The organism is Noviherbaspirillum sp. (assembly GCF_035254865.1).
In the GTDB taxonomy this organism is placed as follows: domain Bacteria; phylum Pseudomonadota; class Gammaproteobacteria; order Burkholderiales; family Burkholderiaceae_D; genus Noviherbaspirillum.
This window is the reverse complement of sequence record NZ_DATFAF010000089.1, coordinates 34,685-51,529: the sequence shown is the minus strand read 5'-3', so window position 1 is coordinate 51,529 and position 16,845 is coordinate 34,685. Positions and strand designations below refer to the sequence as shown.

Below are 16,845 nucleotides of genomic sequence, written 5' to 3'. Positions count from 1 at the left end.
ATGTCTAACGGATGCGCGCCGCCAGTGTGGGCCCCGAGGCGGCCAACCGCCTAGGCGACGTCGACCGCGAGCAGGCGGAATGGAAAGCGCGCATCGACGCCTATCTCGGCGAACGCAAGCGGCTGCTCGCAAATTCAGGCAGCAGCGATCTGTCCGCTGCCTTGCAGCAACTGCGGGATGCACGTTTCACTCCGGATGAGCAAAGACGTCTTGCCGCATATGAACAGAATCCCTGATGCCGGCACGCGTCCTTTGGTGTGATCGCGCTTGCGCTTCGCGTTTATCTGCAGGTTTTGTATGACAGCCATAGAATTTTTTCGCGCCGATAATGTCAAGTAGTACGCGGCCACCAATGTGGCGCTGAACAACAATCTTGAATTCCTGGCATCCGGATCTTTTGTCCTATGGCACTTGTCTCCATTACCGAGGCGGCGAAACTGGTTCGCAAAAACCGGTCGACGATCTATCGCGACATTGAAAAGGGCCGTCTGAGCAAGACTGTTTCTCCCGAAGGCGAGACGCAGATCGAAACGTCCGAATTGCTGCGCACCTATGGCCGCTTGCATACGGGCGAAGACGATGACGGCGAAGTATCCGACAAGGACAAGGTGAAAATCGCGCTCCTGGAGGAACGAAACCGTTCGCTGGAACGGGCGCTGGCGCTCGAAGCGGAATTGCGCAAGGTGAAGGATCAGGTCACCAATGAATTGCGTGCGCGGCTTGCCGACAAGGAAAGCGTGATCAAGGTGCTAGAAAGCAAAGTGCTTTTCCTGGAGTACGACAAGCAGGTTGAATCGCTCTCGCCGCACCACGATGAGGATGACGACGACAAAAGACCGAAAACGGATGAGGATGCCGAATCCCGGCAGGGATGGTGGTCGCGCTTGCTGCACAAGAAGCACGGGTCCTCGCTATCGAAATGAACCCGGCCTCGCCGCTCCAGGCCGGTATCACTTCCGCCGGTCCTTGTCCGGCGGAATGATTGCCGCGGGCTTCACACAAACTTGGTGAAGTCCGGCCTTCTCTTCTCAAAGAATGCGGTAAACGCTTCCTTCGCTTCCTTCGACATCAGCATCTCGCCGAAATGCTTGTTTTCTTCCATCATGCGTGCATTGATGGCTTCCGCCTGCGCGCCCTTCATCAGGCGCTTGGTCGTGCGCAGCGATGATGCGGGCAAGGCTGCCAGCGTTGCGGCCTGCGCATGCGCGAAGTCCGCCAGTTCCGCGACCGGCACCACGCGGCTGACCAAACCCATGTCATAGGCATCCTGCGCGGAGAATGCTTCGCCGAGCAGGAGCTTCTCTGCAGCGCGGGGATAGCCGACCATCTGCGGGAACAGCATGCTGGACGCAAATTCCGGGCACAGGCCGAGCTGGGTGAATGGCATCGCGAACTTGGCGTTGTCAGCCGCATAGACCAGGTCGCAATGCATCAGCAGCGTGGTGCCGATGCCGACGGCATTACCGGCGACGGCAGCGACCACCGGCTTGCTTGCACCGCTCAAGGCACGCATGAACTGCGCAACAGGACGGTCGCCGATTTCGGCTGCGGTATTTTTCAAGAAATCTTCCAGGTCGTTGCCGGCGGTGAAAACCTCCGGCTTGCCTTGGATGACGATCGCGCGCACGGCCGTGTCGCTTTCCGCATCCTTGATGGCGTCGGCCATCATCTGATACATCTGCGTGGTGATCGCGTTCTTCTTTTCGGGGCGGTTGAATTCGATGGTCAGAATTCCCTTGGCCTTGTTGGTCAGAATGTCCATAAGTCTCCTGTCAAGTCTTGGTATGACTGCGTTGATGCAATAGCTCAGGCCATAGATTGTGCCCGATTATCCGAAAGCGCGCGCTTGCCGCTTTCTCCAGCAAAAAATGAAAAAGCCGTACAGTGCCACACCGTACGGCTTTTCGTTACGACCCGAGACGGCCTTATACGCGCTCGAAGATGCCTGCGGCACCCATGCCCGTACCGACGCACATGGTGACCATGCCGTACTTCAGGTTCTTGCGACGCATTGCATGAATCACGGTCGCGGAACGGATCGCGCCGGTCGCACCCAGCGGATGGCCGAGAGCGATTGCGCCGCCCATCGGGTTGACCTTGGAGGGGTCAAGACCGAGGTCTTGGATCACGGCCAGCGATTGCGCAGCAAAGGCTTCGTTCAGCTCGAACCAGTCGATCTGGTCTTGCGTGATGCCTGCTGCCTTGCAGGCAGCAGGAATAGCTTCCTTCGGACCGATGCCCATGATTTCCGGCGGAACGCCGCGCACCGCGAAGGACGAGAACTTGGCCAGCGGCGTCAGGTTGAACTGCTTCAGGATCCGTTCGCTGACCAGGATCAACGCGCCTGCGCCGTCGGAAGTCTGCGAGCTGTTGCCCGCCGTGACCGAGCCCTTGGCGGCGAACACCGGCTTCAGCCTTGCCAGGCCTTCCATGCTGGTATCCGGACGCGCACCCTCGTCCCTGCTGACGGTGCGGGTCTTGATGTCGATCTGGCCGGTTGCCAGGTTCGGGAAACGTTCGATGATCTCGACCGAAGTCGTTTCATCGTCGAATTCGCCGGCCTGCTGTGCAGCCAGCGCCCTGCGATGGGATTCGACCGAGAACTGGTCCTGCGCTTCACGCGAGACTTTCCACTGCTGCGCGACCTTTTCAGCGGTCAGGCCCATGCCATAGGCCATGCCGATGTTTTCATCCTTGAACACGTTCATGTTGATCGACGGATGGTGACCCATCATCGGCACCATCGACATCGACTCGGCACCGCCGGCGATCATCACGTCAGCCTGGCCGACCTTGATGCGGTCGGCGGCCATGGCGACGGCGGTGATGCCGGAGGCGCAGTAGCGATTGATGGTCACGCCGCCGATAGTGTTCGGCAGACCGGCCAGCAGCACGGCATTGCGCGCCATGTTCAGACCCTGCTCGGCTTCCGGGAAGGAGCAGCCGATGATGGCGTCTTCGATCAGTTTCGGATCGAGGTTCGGCACCTGGGACATGGCGGACTGGATCACGCGCACCAGCAGGTCGTCCGGACGGACGTTCTTGAACATGCCGCGCGGCGCCTTGCCGATCGGCGTGCGGGTAGCGGCAACGATGTAGGCTTCTTGAAGTTGTTTAGTCATTTGTATGCTCCGTGTCCGTGTGGGTGGGCGATCAGTTGCGGACGGGTTTGCCGGTCTGCATCATGCCCATGATGCGCTCTTGCGTTTTCGGGTGCATCAGCAGTTCCAGGAATGCCTTGCGCTCGAGGTCGAGCAGCCATTGCTCGCTGACCAGGCTGCCCTGATCCACGTCGCCGCCGCACACGATTTCGGCGATCATCGCGCCGAGCTTGTAGTCGTGCGCGGAGATGAAGCCGCCGTCACGCATGTTGACGAGTTGCGCCATGATGGTGGCCATGCCGTAGCGGCCGGCAACCGGCACCAGTTTCTGCGCAGGGGCGCGGTAGCCGGCGTCGAACATGGCGCGGACTTCGACCTTCGCCACATGCAGCAGCTCGTGGGCGTTGAAAACGACGGTATCGGTCGGCTTCAGGTAGCCCATCTGCTGCGCTTCGAGCGCGGACTTCGATACATTGGCCGTCGCCGCATTCATGAAGTAGGTCTTCAGGAATTGCAGGATATCGTTACCCTTCGCATCATTGGCGGCACGCACTGCCGCTTCCTTCAAACCACCGCCGGCGGGAACCAGACCGACGCCCACTTCCACCAGGCCGATGTAGGATTCGATCGATGCGACGCGCTTGACAGCGTGCAGCATCAGTTCGCATCCGCCACCCAGCGCGAGGCCGGCCACGGCCGCGACGACCGGCACGTTGGCGTACTTGAGTCGCAGAATGGCCTGCTGCCCTTTGGCGAATTCCGGCTCGATGGCTTTCACGCCACCCGACATGAACAGCGGCATCACGGATTGCAGATCGAAGCCCGCGGAAAATGCACCGCCTTCGGCCGCGTCGGTGTTCCAGATGACCAGGCCCTTGTAGTTCTTTTCTGCTTCATCGATCGCCTTGTTGATGCCGGCGACGACACCCAGGCTGATCGTATGCATCTTGGTCTTGATCGACATGATCAGCACGTCGTCGTTCTGATGCCAGAGACGGATGGCGTCGTCTTCGAATACCGTCGTGCCCGCAGTCTTGCCGTCGGCAGCACCTTCACCGATCAGCGGCGCGCGGAATGCCTGGCGCTGATAGACCGGCAGGCTGGAACGCGGCACGTAAGCATTCTTCTCCGGCGACCAGGAGCCTTCCGGCGTATGTACGCCGGTGCGACCGTCGAACACCCATTGCGGCAGCGGCGCATTGCACAGTGCCTTGCCGGCGTCGATGTCTTCCTGCACCCAGGTAGCGATCTGCTGCCAGCCGGCCGCTTGCCAGTTCTCGAACGGGCCGGTGGCCCAGCCGAAGCCCCAGCGCAAGGCGAAGTCGACATCGCGCGCGTTGTCTGCGATGGAGGCGAGATGAACAGCGATGTAGTGGAAGCCGTCGCGGAAGATGGACCACAGGAATTGCGCCTGCGGGTTGGTCGATTCGCGCAATGCCTTGATCTTCTTTGCCGGATCCTTTTCCTTTAGGATGCGCGCCACGAATTCGTCGGCCTTCGCTCCGGAGGGCACGTAATCGTTCTTGGCCGGGTCGAAGCGCAGGATGTCCTTGCCCACCTTCTTGTAGAAACCGGCCTTGGCCTTCTGGCCGAGCGCACCGGCGCCGATCAGGGTTTGGAGCACGGCGGGCGTCTTGTAGATCGGGAAGAACGGATCGTTCGGCAGATTGTCTTCCATGGTCTTGATCACATGACCCATGGTGTCGAGGCCGACCACATCAGCGGTGCGGAAGGTGCCGGACTTGGCGCGACCCAGCTTGGCCCCGGTCAGGTCGTCGACGACGTCAAAGGACAGGCCGAATTTCTCTGCCTGGTAAATGGTGGACAACATGCCGAACACGCCGACACGGTTGGCGATGAAGTTCGGCGTATCGTTCGCGCGCACCACGCCCTTGCCCAGGGTAGTGGTCAGGAAACCTTCGAGCTGGTCGAGGATTTCCGGGCGGGTGGCCACGGTCGGGATCAGTTCGACCAGGTGCATGTAGCGCGGCGGGTTGAAGAAGTGCACGCCGCAGAAGTGCGCCTTCAGCTCGGCGTCAAAACCTTCCGACAGCGCCGTGATCGACAGGCCCGAGGTGTTGGAGGCGAAGATCGCATTCGGTGCAATGAACGGCGCGACCTTCTTGTACAGGTCGTGCTTCCAGTCCATGCGTTCGGCGATGGCTTCGATGATCAGGTCGCAACCCTTGAGGATGTCGAGATTGTCTTCGTAATTCGCGACCTGGATCAGCGCGGCGTCATCCTTGTTGCCCAGCGGTGCCGGGCTGAGTTTCTTCAGGTTGTCGATGGCACGCAGCACGATGCCGTTCTTCGGGCCTTCCTTGGCAGGCAGGTCGAACAGCACGACGGGGACTTTGGCATTCACGCAATGAGCGGCGATCTGCGCACCCATCACGCCTGCGCCGAGCACGGCGACTTTTTTGACGATGAAATTGGACATAATTTACCCTTTGCTAAGGTGATAGAGGGCCGGGGGATTCAGAGATTCTGATTCCCCCGGAGAGCTCCATGGCTGTTTTTTTTCTTAGAACAGGTCTGCTTCGAGCGCCATCAGGTTGGCTGCGCCGGAACGCGCCTGACGGATGAGCATGGCGGTCTCGGGCAAGAGGCGTGCGAAGTAGAAGCGCGCCGTTGCCAGTTTCGCCTTGTAGAAATTGTCGCCGGAGTCCTGCTTCTCCAGCGCGATCTTCGCCATTTGCGCGAAGAAGTACGCGTACACCATGTGGCCGACCACACGCAGGTAAGGCACGGCGGCAGCGCCGACCTCGTCCTGGTTCTGGAAGGCTTTCATGCCGATCTCCATGGTCAGCTTGCCGACCTTGTCGCCGATGTCGCCCAGCGGCGTGATGAATTCGGACATCGCTTCGTTCATGGAGTTTTCTTCCACGAATGCCTTCACCTTGTCGCCGAACTTGCGCAGCTTGGCGCCGTTGTCCATCAGGATCTTGCGACCCAGCAGGTCCAGCGATTGAATGGTGTTGGTGCCTTCGTAGATCATGTTGATGCGGGCATCGCGTACATACTGCTCCATGCCCCATTCGGAGATGAAGCCGTGGCCGCCGTAGACCTGCATGCATTCGGAGGTGGCGATCCAGCCGTTGTCGGTGATGAATGCCTTGATGATCGGTGTCAGCAGCGCGACTTCATCGGCGGCATCCTTGCGCACCTGCTCGTCCGGATGGTTGAGTTCGCGGTCGATCTGCAGTGCGACATAGGAGGTGAATGCGCGGCCGGCTTCAGCATAGGCCTTGGCGGTCAGCAGCATGCGGCGCACGTCCGGATGGACGATGATCGGATCGGCGGCCTTGTCCGGTGCCTTCACGCCCGACAGGCTGCGCATTTGCAGACGGTCTTTCGCATACACCAATGCGTTTTGATAAGCGACTTCGGTCAGGCCGAGCGATTGCATGCCGACGCCGAGGCGTGCTGCATTCATCATCACGAACATCGCGTTCAGGCCCTTGTTCGGTTCGCCGATCAGCCAGCCGATCGCGCCGTCCAGGTTCAACTGGCAGGTCGAATTGCCGTGAATGCCCATCTTTTCCTCGATCGCACCGCACACGATCGGGTTGCGCTTGCCCGGAGTGCCATCGGCATTCGGAAGGTACTTCGGCACGATGAACAGGGAAATGCCCTTGGTGCCCGAGGGAGCATCCGGCAGGCGTGCCAGCACCAGGTGGACGATATTGCCGGACATTTCATGTTCGCCGGCCGAGATGAAGATCTTGCCACCGGTGATCTTGTAGCTGCCGTCGGCTTGCGGTTCGGCCTTGGTGCGCAGCAGGCCGAGGTCGGTGCCGCAGTGCGCTTCGGTCAGGCACATGGTGCCGGTCCATTCGCCGGAGACCAGCTTCGGCAGGTACAGGGCCTTTTGCTCCGGCGTGCCGTGCTCATGGATGCATTCGTAGGCGCCGTGCGACAGGCCGGGATACATGGTCCATGCCTGGTTGGCCGAGTTCAGCATTTCGTAGAACGAATTGTTGACCACGAGCGGCAGGCCCTGGCCGCCGAATTCCGGGTCGCAGGACAATGCCGGCCAGCCCGCCTCGACGTACTGCTTGTAGGCTTCCTTGAAGCCGGTCGGGGTCTTGACCTTGTGCGTTTCCTTGTCCAGCTCGCAGCCCTCGCGGTCGCCGGAATGATTCAGCGGGAACAGCACTTCCGAAGCGAACTTGCCGCCCTCGTCCAGCACCTGGTTGATGATGTCCTTGTCAATCTCTGCGTGCGCAGGCAATTGCTTGAATTCATCTTCCACCTTCAGCAGTTCGTGCAAGACGAACTGCATATCACGCAATGGAGCGACATATTGACCCATGGTTTTATCTCCTGACGACTAAACGTATTAGGCTGTTTTCTTGACAGCGGATTTGGGGTTCTGTTTTGCGGCCGGCTTGTCGGCGGGCTGCGGATTCTGGTAACTGCTGATCAAACGTTCGAACCCGACTTCGGCGCGGTTCACGCTGCCAGGCAACTTCAGGAAACGGGCATCATGGTGCAGGGCAAGAATCAACCCGTACATTTCGAAGACCAGCTGGTCCGGATCGGTACTGGTGGACAAATGCCCCATTTCGATGGTCTGCACCACGCAGCGGCGCAGGGCGTCTTTCCATGCGCGCACCATGCCGGCGAGTTCTTCGCGGATGGCGCCCGGACGGTCATCGTATTCGACTGCGCCGCTGATATAGATGCATCCCGATGCGATTTCCACGGAAACGCGCTTGACCCAGCGGGCAAACATCGCCTGCAGACGGGGCAGACCGCGCGGCTCTTTCATGCAGGGATAGAACACTTCCTGTTCGAAGTGATGGTGGTACAACTTGACGACTTCGATCTGCAAATCCTCGCGTGAACCGAAATGCGCGAACACGCCCGACTTGCTCATGTTCATCTTGTCCGCGAGCAGACCGATGGTCAGCCCTTCCAGCCCGTCACGGCTGGCCAGATCAAGTGCCACGTCAAGAATTGCGGCGCGGGTGAGTTCGCCCTTACGCATGAATTTAGTTGTCGTCTCAGCTATATGAGTTGCCACGGTAGTGCCCTATCAAAAAATCAAAAAACTGCATCGGGGATAAACCTGAAGCGAACGCTCGTACTATTATCCACCGGGGTATAAATGTCAAACGGGAACTTAGAGGTTCGATTCTAGAGTGTGCCGCACGCCATTTTAGAGTGCGCTCTCGAGTCGGAAAGCCGCTTTCCGACGCATTTCAGATCTCCTTCTCCCGCCGCGCGAAACAGGCAAAACAGCCATGCACGATTGCATGGCGGATGCACCTCCGGACCAACAGAAAGTCAGTAATTCGACTTGTCGAGTTGTCGCCGATCGCGCTTGGTCGGTCGTCCCTTGATCGCTTCGCTTGGCTCGCGGAATAATTTTCGTTGTTCTGCTTTTTTTTGCCGTTCCGCGACGCTCTGCTCCGTTTCCGCATAAAGAGTTTGAGCGACCGATGCGGAACCGCGCTTGTCCGACAATCCTTGCACCACCACCTCCCATTCGGTAGCGCCGTTGTCGATGTCAAGCGTGTCGCCCATTTTCACATTGCGCGCCGGTTTGACGCGATCGCCGTTCAGACGCACTTTTCCCGCATCCACAGCATCGGTCGCCATGGAACGGGTCTTGAAAAATCGCGCGGCCCACAGCCACTTGTCGATGCGAACGGATTCGGACATGATCTGTATATTCATGCAACACCCTGTATTTTATAGTGTGGCCGTGCTTTTTCTATCCTGCGGCACAAAATATTGTCGGTGTTTTTCTGCCTGCGTTCGAATCCGTTTCAATTCTCGCAACGCACGACTTGCTCATCGCGTCGATTTCGCGAAACTGATTGACTTGCACTGCGTGGCTGCAGATTCAGGCGAGGAGGTGGCGCATGGCGAGATGGGCGCCGAGCAGCAACAGCCCGGCGAAGAAACAGGTGCGGAAGGTCTCCGCCCGCACCCGCCGGCGCAGCCGCTGTCCCGCGAACATGCCCGCCATCGCGGGCACCAGGGCCAGCGACGAGGCACCGGCGACGGAGAGCTGAAAGATGCCGTTGTGCACCAGCACGATCCCGAGCGCAATCGTCGATATCGTGAATGACAGGCCGAGCACTTGCACCAATTCGTCCTTCTCCAGCTCCAGCGCGTTCAAATACGGGACCGCCGGAATCACGAATACGCCGGTGGCTGCGGCAATCATGCCGGTCGTCACGCCGACGAGCGGTGACAAGAAGCGTTCGGCACGGGCGGATACCGTGAAGCGTCGCTTGCTCAGGCCGAGCAGCGCATAGGCGATCAGCGCAATGCCGAGCATGGTGGTCGCGTGTCCATTGGTGTCGCCAGCCCATCCCGCCGCTGCCCAGGTGCCGACGCAGAATCCGCCCAGCATCGGCCAGAAACGCCGCAGCAGTGGTCCATATGCGGGGCCGGCCAGCAATTGCCAGACATTGGTGACCAGCGAGGGAACGACCAGCAGGGACGCTGCCTTGGCGGGCGTCATGACAAGACCGAGCAAGCCGATCGCGACGGTCGGCAATCCCAGTCCGATGATGCCTTTGACAAAGCCGGCAAGCAGGAAGGTCAGCGATGAGGTGACGGTCAAAAGGATGAGTCCCTGGTCCATTGCGGTTCCTATTTGCGGATCGCGGCGAGCGAGGCGCTTGCGGCAATCTTCGACGTCTGCGCCGGCTTCAGGCGCATCACGCCCAAAATCACCAGCACCAGCCCCGCCAGCTGCAGGACGGACAGCGACTCGCCCAGCAGCAGCCATGCGGCAAACACTGTCATCACCGGTCCCAGGGTGCCGACCGCAGCCGCATCGCCGGCGCCGAGACGCTGAATCGCCAGGGCGAGCCAGTAGATCGGCAGTGTGGTGGACAGCACTGCCATCAGCCCGGCATTGGTCCACACGCCGGCCGGCAGGCTCACCAATCCCTGCGGATGGCCGAATAACAGGAAGTGCGCCAGCACAAGCAGACAGGAAGCGCTGCCGGCGAGACCGGACAGGCGCATGGATCCGATGCGGCTCACCATCTCGCCGGTGCCAAAGTAGTACAAGGCATAGCTCACCGCACTGCCAAACACCCAGGCCGAACCGATCAGCACCTCGGCACCGTGGCCTGCCTGATGCAGGTCATTGGCAAAGGCGATGGCAAGCCCGGTATAGCAGATCGCCATCGCTTGCCAGGCGCGCTTGTGCGGCCAATGGCGAGTGCGCCAGGCCTGCAGCAGCAACACCAGCGTCGGGTAAAGATACAGAATGAGCCGCTCCAGCCCGGCCGTGATAGTACGCAAGCCGTAAAAATCGAACAGGCTCGACAGGTAATAGCCGAGACAGGCCAGTGCGAAGATGCGCACCACGTCGCTGGCCGTCAGTGCCTTGACCTCGGGGCCGCTGCTTTTCCATATCAGCCACAGGAAAAGCGGCAGGGCAAAGGCCATGCGCAGGGCCAGCAGGGTCAGCGGCTCGACCGGTCCGGCCGCATAGGCGAGCTTCACGAAAACGGCTTTCAGCGAAAAGCCGCAAGCCGATAACACTGCATACAGGCGGCCGTCTTGTGCCCAATGGCGGGCATGGTCGTGCACTTTGCGAATCATGGCGGACAGACAGGAGATTGCTGAAACCTTATTCTGCCGAGAAGGAATTGGCGTTAAAATACGCATTTTCTGTAGTTTCCCTTCTCGAATGGAGAAAGCTTGCGTTTCGACCTGACCGATCTGCGCTTGCTGGTGGCCGTTGCCGAATCAGGCAGCCTGAGCCGCGCCGCCGCCGATTTCCCAATCGCCCTGTCGGCGGCCAGCAATCGCCTGCGCCACATGGAGCACCGGCTCGGCCTCACCTTGTTTACAAGACACGCGGACGGGATGACGCCGACTTCGGACGGCCGCATCGCCCTGGATCACGCGCGACGGGTGCTGGCGGAAGCCTTGCAGCTCAACCAGGCATTGGATTCCCTGGCCGGGCGGCGACGCGTCACGATCAAGCTGGCAGCGAACACGGTGGCCAACAGCACGTTTCTGCCGCCCGCTCTCGGCCCCTTCCTGATCGATTACCCGGATGTCGATCTGCAGGTCGAGGAACAGCCCAGCAATGAGATCCTGCAGGCCCTGCAGGCAGGCGATATCGATATCGGCGTGCTGGATGGCAATCTACCCCTGTCCGGGATCGTGTCCTTGCCATTCCGGAATGACCGGCTCGTGCTGTTCGTGCCGGCGGGACATGGCCTGGCCGCACGCGGCCACTGCCAGTTCCACGAAGCACTCAACTATCCCTTTGTTGGCATGCCGGCGGAGCGCGCGATGCAGCATTTTGTGGAAGAGATGGCGACCATGCTCGGACGGCCGCTGACGGTACGGGTGCGTGCACCGAGCTTTTTTGCGCTGGCACAGCTTGTCACGCAAGGTGTAGGGCTGGCAGTCATGCCGGAGGCCGCCGCGCAACGGCATTGCGCAGCGATGGCGGCGGCCATCGTCACCCTGGACGATTCATGGGCGACGCGGGAGCTGCGGCTCGGCGTGCGCAGTCTTGACGAGCTGTCGGCGCAAGCGCGCCAGCTGGTGACTTATCTGACGCAGACCGACACCGAGCGCGCTACGTAACCCGCTCTCCCGCGCGGGAGAGCGGAAAACCCCGCACGCCTCAATGCACCTGGGGAGGATTCGCGTCGCCGATGTCATCCACCAGCGCGCCATCCGATACCGCGCTTCCCAGGGTGGCTTCTTCCAGCCAGGTTCGCACCTGCTGCAGGTGCACCCGCTCTTCATCCAGCGCGACGCTGAAGTCGCTGATCAAGCCGTGCTGGCTCTGATCCTCGGCCAGCGCAATCAGCATTTCCCACCCGGCATTGTCGGTCATTTCCGCGATCAGGATCGCGTGCAATGATTGCGCAATCGTCGTGCGCGGATCCGTCACCGCCTGCATCAGGCCCATAGATTCCACGCCAACCAGATCGGCGCAAGGCGTCTGCGAAGTCGGGTCGCCTCCCAGAGTATCAATGGCGTCGGCAATGATCGCAAAATGGCGCGCTTCATCCTGTCGGATTTTTTGCAGGTCGGCCAGCGTCATGCTGGTGGTGTCATCCTGGGTGGCTTCGAACTTGGTGATCAGCGCGTCATACAAGCGCGTGCCGGTGCGCTCGAAGGCCAGCCGCTCGCCGAGCTTGTCGAGCAATAGCTGCGGATGGTCGCCGATCAGCATCGAGGTACCGGTGGTGATGGCGCCCCGCACCGTGCCGGGCACCGGGACCGAGCCGACCGGCTCGGCATTCACGATATAGCTGCTGCGCATCTCGGCCAGCGCGCTATCGTCGCCGGGCGTCGCCGGAATCATCGAGGCCGGCATGCCGGACTGCATGGAGCTCGTTTCTAACGGAGACATCTGCACGCCGGTGCGATTCATGCCGACTGGAATCTGCTCTTTCATTGCTGCTCCTTTGTTTCGTGGTTCATACCGCCACCGTGATCTTGCGGTTCAGCTCGGTACCCGGCGACCAGATATAGCCGCCGGCGACAATCTCGCTCGGCGAGCCGTCGGAATTGATGTGCGTGCGATAGTCGATCGAGGCCTGGCTTTCCTGCGACTTGTCGACGAACTGCGTGCCCTTGGCGCGCAGATCGACTTCCTGTGCCAGCACCTGGCGAACGAAATCGCGCTGGCTGGCAAACTGGATCGGCTCCGGCAAGGCGGTCGGGAACAATTCGGCGGGATCGCGTTTTTCATATTGCTTGAACAGTTCGGCGACGTGATGGAAATGTCCCAGCTCGTAGTCGAGGAAGCGCTCCCAGATCGCCTTCACGCGCGGATTGGTTTCCTGCTCCACGCAACTGTAGTAGTTGTAGACTTCCGTCGCTTCATGCAGCAGCCACTGCTCCAGCACCGATTCCTGCGGATCGATCAGCGCGCCGTACTGCGTCACATGCTGCTCCTCGATCGAGGCGATTTCCGCGTAGAGCTGGCGCGCCACCGGATCGGAAAACAGGGGGCCGATATTCATGTAGTAATCGTGCGTCTGATACTCGGCGGCGGTAATTGTCAATGCGTGCAACTTGGTAATGGGCGCGGCCTTGTTGCGGTCGTACGACTCGCGCACATCGTCGACAGGCGAACGGTGCTCGTCCACCGTGGGACGGCCAGGAAGAATATCGGAGTAGCTTTGCAGGATATTGTTGGCATCCTTGCCTTCCAGCCGGTCGAGCAATGCCGAGTAGCGATACAGGTGATCGAAGTCTTCCAGCATGCCGAAGCGATAAGTCTGTGCGATATACGAATCGGGCTCGGTCTGAGCGACGGCCGCGGTCACTTCGATCGCAACCTGTTCGTAAGCAATTGTCGTTTCCAGAGGTGAATGGTCGGCGCCAAGCAGCCAGTTGACCATGGTTGCCTGATGCTGCTCGGTGCGGCGAGTGCGTGCCAGCAACAGGCGCAGATCGCGGTTCATGCGCGCCGCCATGTGCTGGAAGCGCAAGGCCTCGGTTTCGATGCCATTCATCAGGATGATGCGCACCCGCGTGAACGCATCGTCGTCGAGTTTGCTGATCGGCTTGCCGACCATGTCGCGCCAAGTGAAACGCTGCTGGTCAAGCGTCGCGCCTTTCGCGCTGAATAAATCAAAAGCCATTGCGCTACTCCTTTCGTGGGACCAGTAGGGTGGACCGTGAATCCTTCGCTCGATAAAGCGAAGGGGGAGATGTCGCAACTTCCGTGCCGATACGCGATGCGAGATGCCGGACGCCTTTTCCCTGCGATGCCAATGCGCGAGGCGGCAGGCGCGAAGCAGTTTTTACAAGCGCGACGTAAGGCTTACAGTCCGGGTCGAAAACCGGTGCCGTGCCTCACCGCAGGCGGAGGATGGCGAAGCGATCAGCTCCGCTCGGCGGGCGTGCCGTCGGGCTGCGGGGTGAGCATGTTGGCGTCGCGCACGATCACCCAGCGTGCGTCGCGTTTCTTGAGAATGGTGAGCACATGGCCGCATCGTTGCATCGGCAAGCCCTGCTGATGCGGCGTCACCGTGACGGCCAACTTCGTCCAGCAATACGCAAGGTCTGCTGCGACGTCGATTTCTTTTATCTCGGCTTGAGATGCGATCCGGTAATGCTTGAGCCCGTCCTCGAATGCCGCCAGAAAAGCCTGCCTGCCCTGCATTGGCACTTGCCCCGGCAGCAGAAAGACCACGTCTTCCGCCATCATGTCGCGCAGGCGACCCACCTCGCCCGCCGCCGCCGCGCTTTGCCAGTCCGCAATGAGATCGCGTATTGCTTGTTCATCGTTTTGCATGAAAATCCTCGTGGAGTGCGAAGCGTACAAACAGGAATGGTTTGCAGCCAGTGGACGGATGCAAATCAGGATCCGGATGGCCAGGCTGCACGCAACAAGGCCGGCAACACCTCGCCCGCCTTGCCGCGCAAGACATACTGCGCAATCTCATCATGACTGGTGACTTCCGGATTGATCTGAATCACCGTCTTGCCACAGGCGCGCGCATGGCGCGGCAAACTCGCGGCCGGCTCAACGAGGCTCGATGTCCCGACACAGAAAAACATATCCGTCGCATCCATCGCTTCGGCCGCCAGCTCCCATGCCTGCGCCGGCAAAGCCTCACCGAACCACACGACACCGGGTCGCACCATGCCACCGCAGTACGGACAGGTCGGTGGCGTCTCGTCATCCTTGATTTCCGCCACTGATCGCCGGCATTCGGAACAGATGTTGTCCAGCAGATTTCCATGCAACTCGATGACATCGCGGCTGCCCGCACGTTGATGCAGACCATCCACATTCTGCGTGATGACCGTAACATGTTCGACCAGTCGTTCCAGTTGCACGATTGCCAGATGCGCCGGATTGGGCAACACGTCGCGTATCAGTTTGCGTCGCCAGGCATACCAGTTCCATACGGTGACCGGATCGCGGCGGAATGCTTCCGGCGTGGCCAGGTCCTCGGCACGGAATTGCGCCCACAAGCCGGTCTGCGCATCACGGAAGGTTGGAATACCGCTCTCCGCAGAAACGCCCGCGCCGGTGAAAATCGTGATTCGCCGCGTGGTGCGCAGTTTCTCCAGCAGTTCAGGATCGAAGTACATGGCGTAAAGGTTAGCGGGAGGGAATATGCAGTATAGCCATGCGTTGCGGTTCAACGCGGCGCGTCGATTTTCGCAAGGGCCTGGCGAATCTCGTTGGCACTGCCCGGCCGCACCAGGCGCGCGACTTCCTTGCCCTTGTCGAGAAAAACCAGCGTGGGCCAAAGCTTCACCCTGAACGAGCGGCCCAATGGCCGGCCGCTGCCATCCTCGATCTTGATGTGGCGTACGTCGGGATGTTCAGTGAAGGCTGCGGACAGGAAGGGCTGCGCGGCTCGACAGTAGCCGCACCACGCTGCGCCAAATTCAAGCACCGTCGGGCCGTCGAGCGCATCGACCTCGGCGCGCGCCGGCTCCTCGGCTGCATAAGTGTCGTTCATTGCCATGTCGATCTTCTCTGGAATGTCCTTTGGATCTGGTCATTCTAGAAGTGAACCGCTGCAATTAAAAGAGGGATACGCCCTTCATGCCCGCCAGCAGGAAAAGCGCGCCCGCCGCAAGTGGAATGAGCGAGTACGCAAAGAGGTGGATCCGGTTCCCCGTCTGCTCGCCGAACAATTGCTTCAGCGCCTGCAGCTTGGACAGCTTTTGAGGATGGACATAGCGAAAATAGGTGGTGTACAGCCCGAAGAAAAGTACAGCGATACCGACGATGAGGGTGGTGGTGTTCATTGTTTATCCTGGCCATGGCCTAAAGGCTTACACGGGCGTGCACGGACGTGCCCGCGCATCTTGCCATGATTGAACAGCAGTCACAACATCGCATGCCCGGCACTCACGCGGCCGCTTTCCCCGCGATCGGCTCTTGCGCCTGTTTGGGTCGCTGTGCCAGCAGGATGACCGCCGCAAGCACCATGACGCCGCCCAGCAATTGCCCGGCGCTGACCGATTCGCCGAGCAATGCCACACCCAGGCACAAGGTGATGACCGGCTCCAGGGTCGAGATGATGGATGCCTGCGAGGCACCGATATGCTTGATACCGATGAGGAAAAAGGCGATCGCGATCACGGTGGAGAACAAGGCAATCGCCGCAATCGCCAGCCAGGCGGTCGTCCCGGAAGGCAGCGCGGCCCCGCCTGCGATGGCAAACGACGTATTTCCGATGGCGGCGGTGGCCATGATCACGAGCGTACCGACGAGCGGATCGGTGCCGATGGTCAATCGGCCACCGGTCACGATATAGACCGCATAGATGCCGGCCGCCAGCAAGCCCAGTGCGATACCGAGCGGCTGGCCTTGCAGATTGCCACCCAAGGTGATCGCCATGCCGGCGATGGCCAGGCCGAGCAGCATCAGCGTGCGGCGGTTCAGTTTTTCCCATCCGAGGGCGACGGCCAGCATGGTGACCAGCACCGGATAGATGTACAACAGCAAACCAACCAGTCCGCTGCTTGCATAGCGCAGCGCGGTGAAATAGCACTGCGCCTGCCCGGTGTACAACAAGCCCATCAGCACAAAGCCGGCCAGCACGCGGCCGCGCGGCATGTGCAGCCGCTTCATCCACACAATCGGCGCCAGGAAAACCGTCGCCAGCACGAAGCGCCAGGCCAGCAACATGGTCGTGCTTACCCCGGTCGCGTAGGCGATCTTGGCAAAAATGGCAACACTGCCAAAGCCAAGAGCGGATAGCAAAACAAGGGTGACAGCGGATTGACGGGACATGGCCATGGCGCGAAGAGCAAATCT

Annotated in this window: 18 protein-coding genes; 3 read left to right on the top strand and 15 right to left on the bottom strand. The window is 60.4% G+C overall.

From position 1 onward, the window contains the following. Window positions 1–11: 11 nt before the first annotated feature. Together VJ651_RS22070 and VJ651_RS22065 are read left to right on the top strand one after the other, a co-directional pair. On the top strand, window positions 12–236 hold the full coding sequence (locus tag VJ651_RS22070) for a lipase secretion chaperone (protein ID WP_324109494.1): 225 nt from the start codon (window positions 12–14) through the stop codon (window positions 234–236). A 168-nt stretch (window positions 237–404) separates the two neighbouring features. Next, a complete protein-coding gene (locus VJ651_RS22065; protein WP_324109493.1) occupies window positions 405–923 on the top strand; it encodes a hypothetical protein in 519 nt (172 codons plus the stop codon). A 71-nt stretch (window positions 924–994) separates the two neighbouring features. Here VJ651_RS22065 and VJ651_RS22060 read toward each other — a convergent pair whose 3' ends face one another. The 8 genes from VJ651_RS22060 to VJ651_RS22025 form a co-directional block, all read right to left on the bottom strand. Continuing rightward, on the bottom strand, window positions 995–1,762 hold the full coding sequence (locus tag VJ651_RS22060; RefSeq protein ID WP_324109492.1) for an enoyl-CoA hydratase: 768 nt from the start codon (window positions 1,760–1,762) through the stop codon (window positions 995–997). A gap of 163 nt (window positions 1,763–1,925) precedes the next feature. Continuing rightward, complete coding sequence (locus VJ651_RS22055; protein WP_136413237.1) at window positions 1,926–3,122, bottom strand: acetyl-CoA C-acyltransferase; 1,197 nt, start codon at window positions 3,120–3,122, stop codon at window positions 1,926–1,928. 31 nt (window positions 3,123–3,153) lie between these two features. Then, entirely contained in the window at window positions 3,154–5,541 is a 2,388-nt protein-coding gene (locus VJ651_RS22050) for a 3-hydroxyacyl-CoA dehydrogenase/enoyl-CoA hydratase family protein (RefSeq protein WP_324109491.1), read from the bottom strand. 84 nt (window positions 5,542–5,625) lie between these two features. Next, complete coding sequence (locus VJ651_RS22045; protein WP_324109490.1) at window positions 5,626–7,416, bottom strand: acyl-CoA dehydrogenase C-terminal domain-containing protein; 1,791 nt, start codon at window positions 7,414–7,416, stop codon at window positions 5,626–5,628. A gap of 27 nt (window positions 7,417–7,443) precedes the next feature. After that, a complete protein-coding gene (locus VJ651_RS22040; protein ID WP_136413240.1) occupies window positions 7,444–8,094 on the bottom strand; it encodes a TetR/AcrR family transcriptional regulator in 651 nt (216 codons plus the stop codon). A gap of 299 nt (window positions 8,095–8,393) precedes the next feature. Continuing rightward, complete coding sequence (locus VJ651_RS22035) at window positions 8,394–8,771, bottom strand: RNA-binding S4 domain-containing protein (RefSeq protein WP_136413241.1); 378 nt, start codon at window positions 8,769–8,771, stop codon at window positions 8,394–8,396. A 184-nt stretch (window positions 8,772–8,955) separates the two neighbouring features. Then, entirely contained in the window at window positions 8,956–9,705 is a 750-nt protein-coding gene (locus VJ651_RS22030) for a sulfite exporter TauE/SafE family protein (RefSeq protein ID WP_324109489.1), read from the bottom strand. Between the two features lie 8 nt (window positions 9,706–9,713). Continuing rightward, on the bottom strand, window positions 9,714–10,679 hold the full coding sequence (locus tag VJ651_RS22025; protein ID WP_324109488.1) for a DMT family transporter: 966 nt from the start codon (window positions 10,677–10,679) through the stop codon (window positions 9,714–9,716). A gap of 99 nt (window positions 10,680–10,778) precedes the next feature. Here VJ651_RS22025 and VJ651_RS22020 point away from each other — a divergent pair, with 99 nt between their 5' ends. Then, window positions 10,779–11,681 carry a LysR substrate-binding domain-containing protein gene (locus tag VJ651_RS22020; protein ID WP_324109487.1) on the top strand — a complete coding sequence of 301 codons (903 nt, stop codon included), beginning with the start codon at window positions 10,779–10,781 and terminating at the stop codon, window positions 11,679–11,681. A gap of 40 nt (window positions 11,682–11,721) precedes the next feature. On the opposite strand, the gene VJ651_RS22015 is transcribed toward VJ651_RS22020, so the two are convergent. The 7 genes from VJ651_RS22015 to VJ651_RS21985 form a co-directional block, all read right to left on the bottom strand. Next, the gene (locus tag VJ651_RS22015) at window positions 11,722–12,504 is read right to left on the bottom strand and encodes a ferritin-like domain-containing protein (RefSeq protein ID WP_324109486.1); all 783 of its coding nucleotides are present in this window, start codon (window positions 12,502–12,504) and stop codon (window positions 11,722–11,724) included. Window positions 12,505–12,526: 22 nt separating this feature from the next. After that, window positions 12,527–13,699, bottom strand: coding sequence for a hypothetical protein (locus VJ651_RS22010; RefSeq protein WP_324109485.1), 1,173 nt, complete (start codon window positions 13,697–13,699; stop codon window positions 12,527–12,529). Window positions 13,700–13,941: 242 nt separating this feature from the next. Further along, window positions 13,942–14,355, bottom strand: coding sequence for an SgcJ/EcaC family oxidoreductase (locus VJ651_RS22005; RefSeq protein ID WP_324109484.1), 414 nt, complete (start codon window positions 14,353–14,355; stop codon window positions 13,942–13,944). 65 nt (window positions 14,356–14,420) lie between these two features. Beyond that, on the bottom strand, window positions 14,421–15,161 hold the full coding sequence (locus tag VJ651_RS22000; RefSeq protein ID WP_324109483.1) for an NAD-dependent deacylase: 741 nt from the start codon (window positions 15,159–15,161) through the stop codon (window positions 14,421–14,423). 50 nt (window positions 15,162–15,211) lie between these two features. Continuing rightward, window positions 15,212–15,544, bottom strand: coding sequence for a thioredoxin family protein (locus VJ651_RS21995; RefSeq protein WP_324109482.1), 333 nt, complete (start codon window positions 15,542–15,544; stop codon window positions 15,212–15,214). Window positions 15,545–15,602: 58 nt separating this feature from the next. Then, window positions 15,603–15,830, bottom strand: a complete 228-nt coding sequence (locus VJ651_RS21990; protein ID WP_324109481.1) for a hypothetical protein — start codon at window positions 15,828–15,830, stop codon at window positions 15,603–15,605. A 103-nt stretch (window positions 15,831–15,933) separates the two neighbouring features. After that, entirely contained in the window at window positions 15,934–16,821 is an 888-nt protein-coding gene (locus VJ651_RS21985; protein ID WP_324109480.1) for a DMT family transporter, read from the bottom strand. Between the last annotated feature and the right edge of the window lie 24 nt (window positions 16,822–16,845).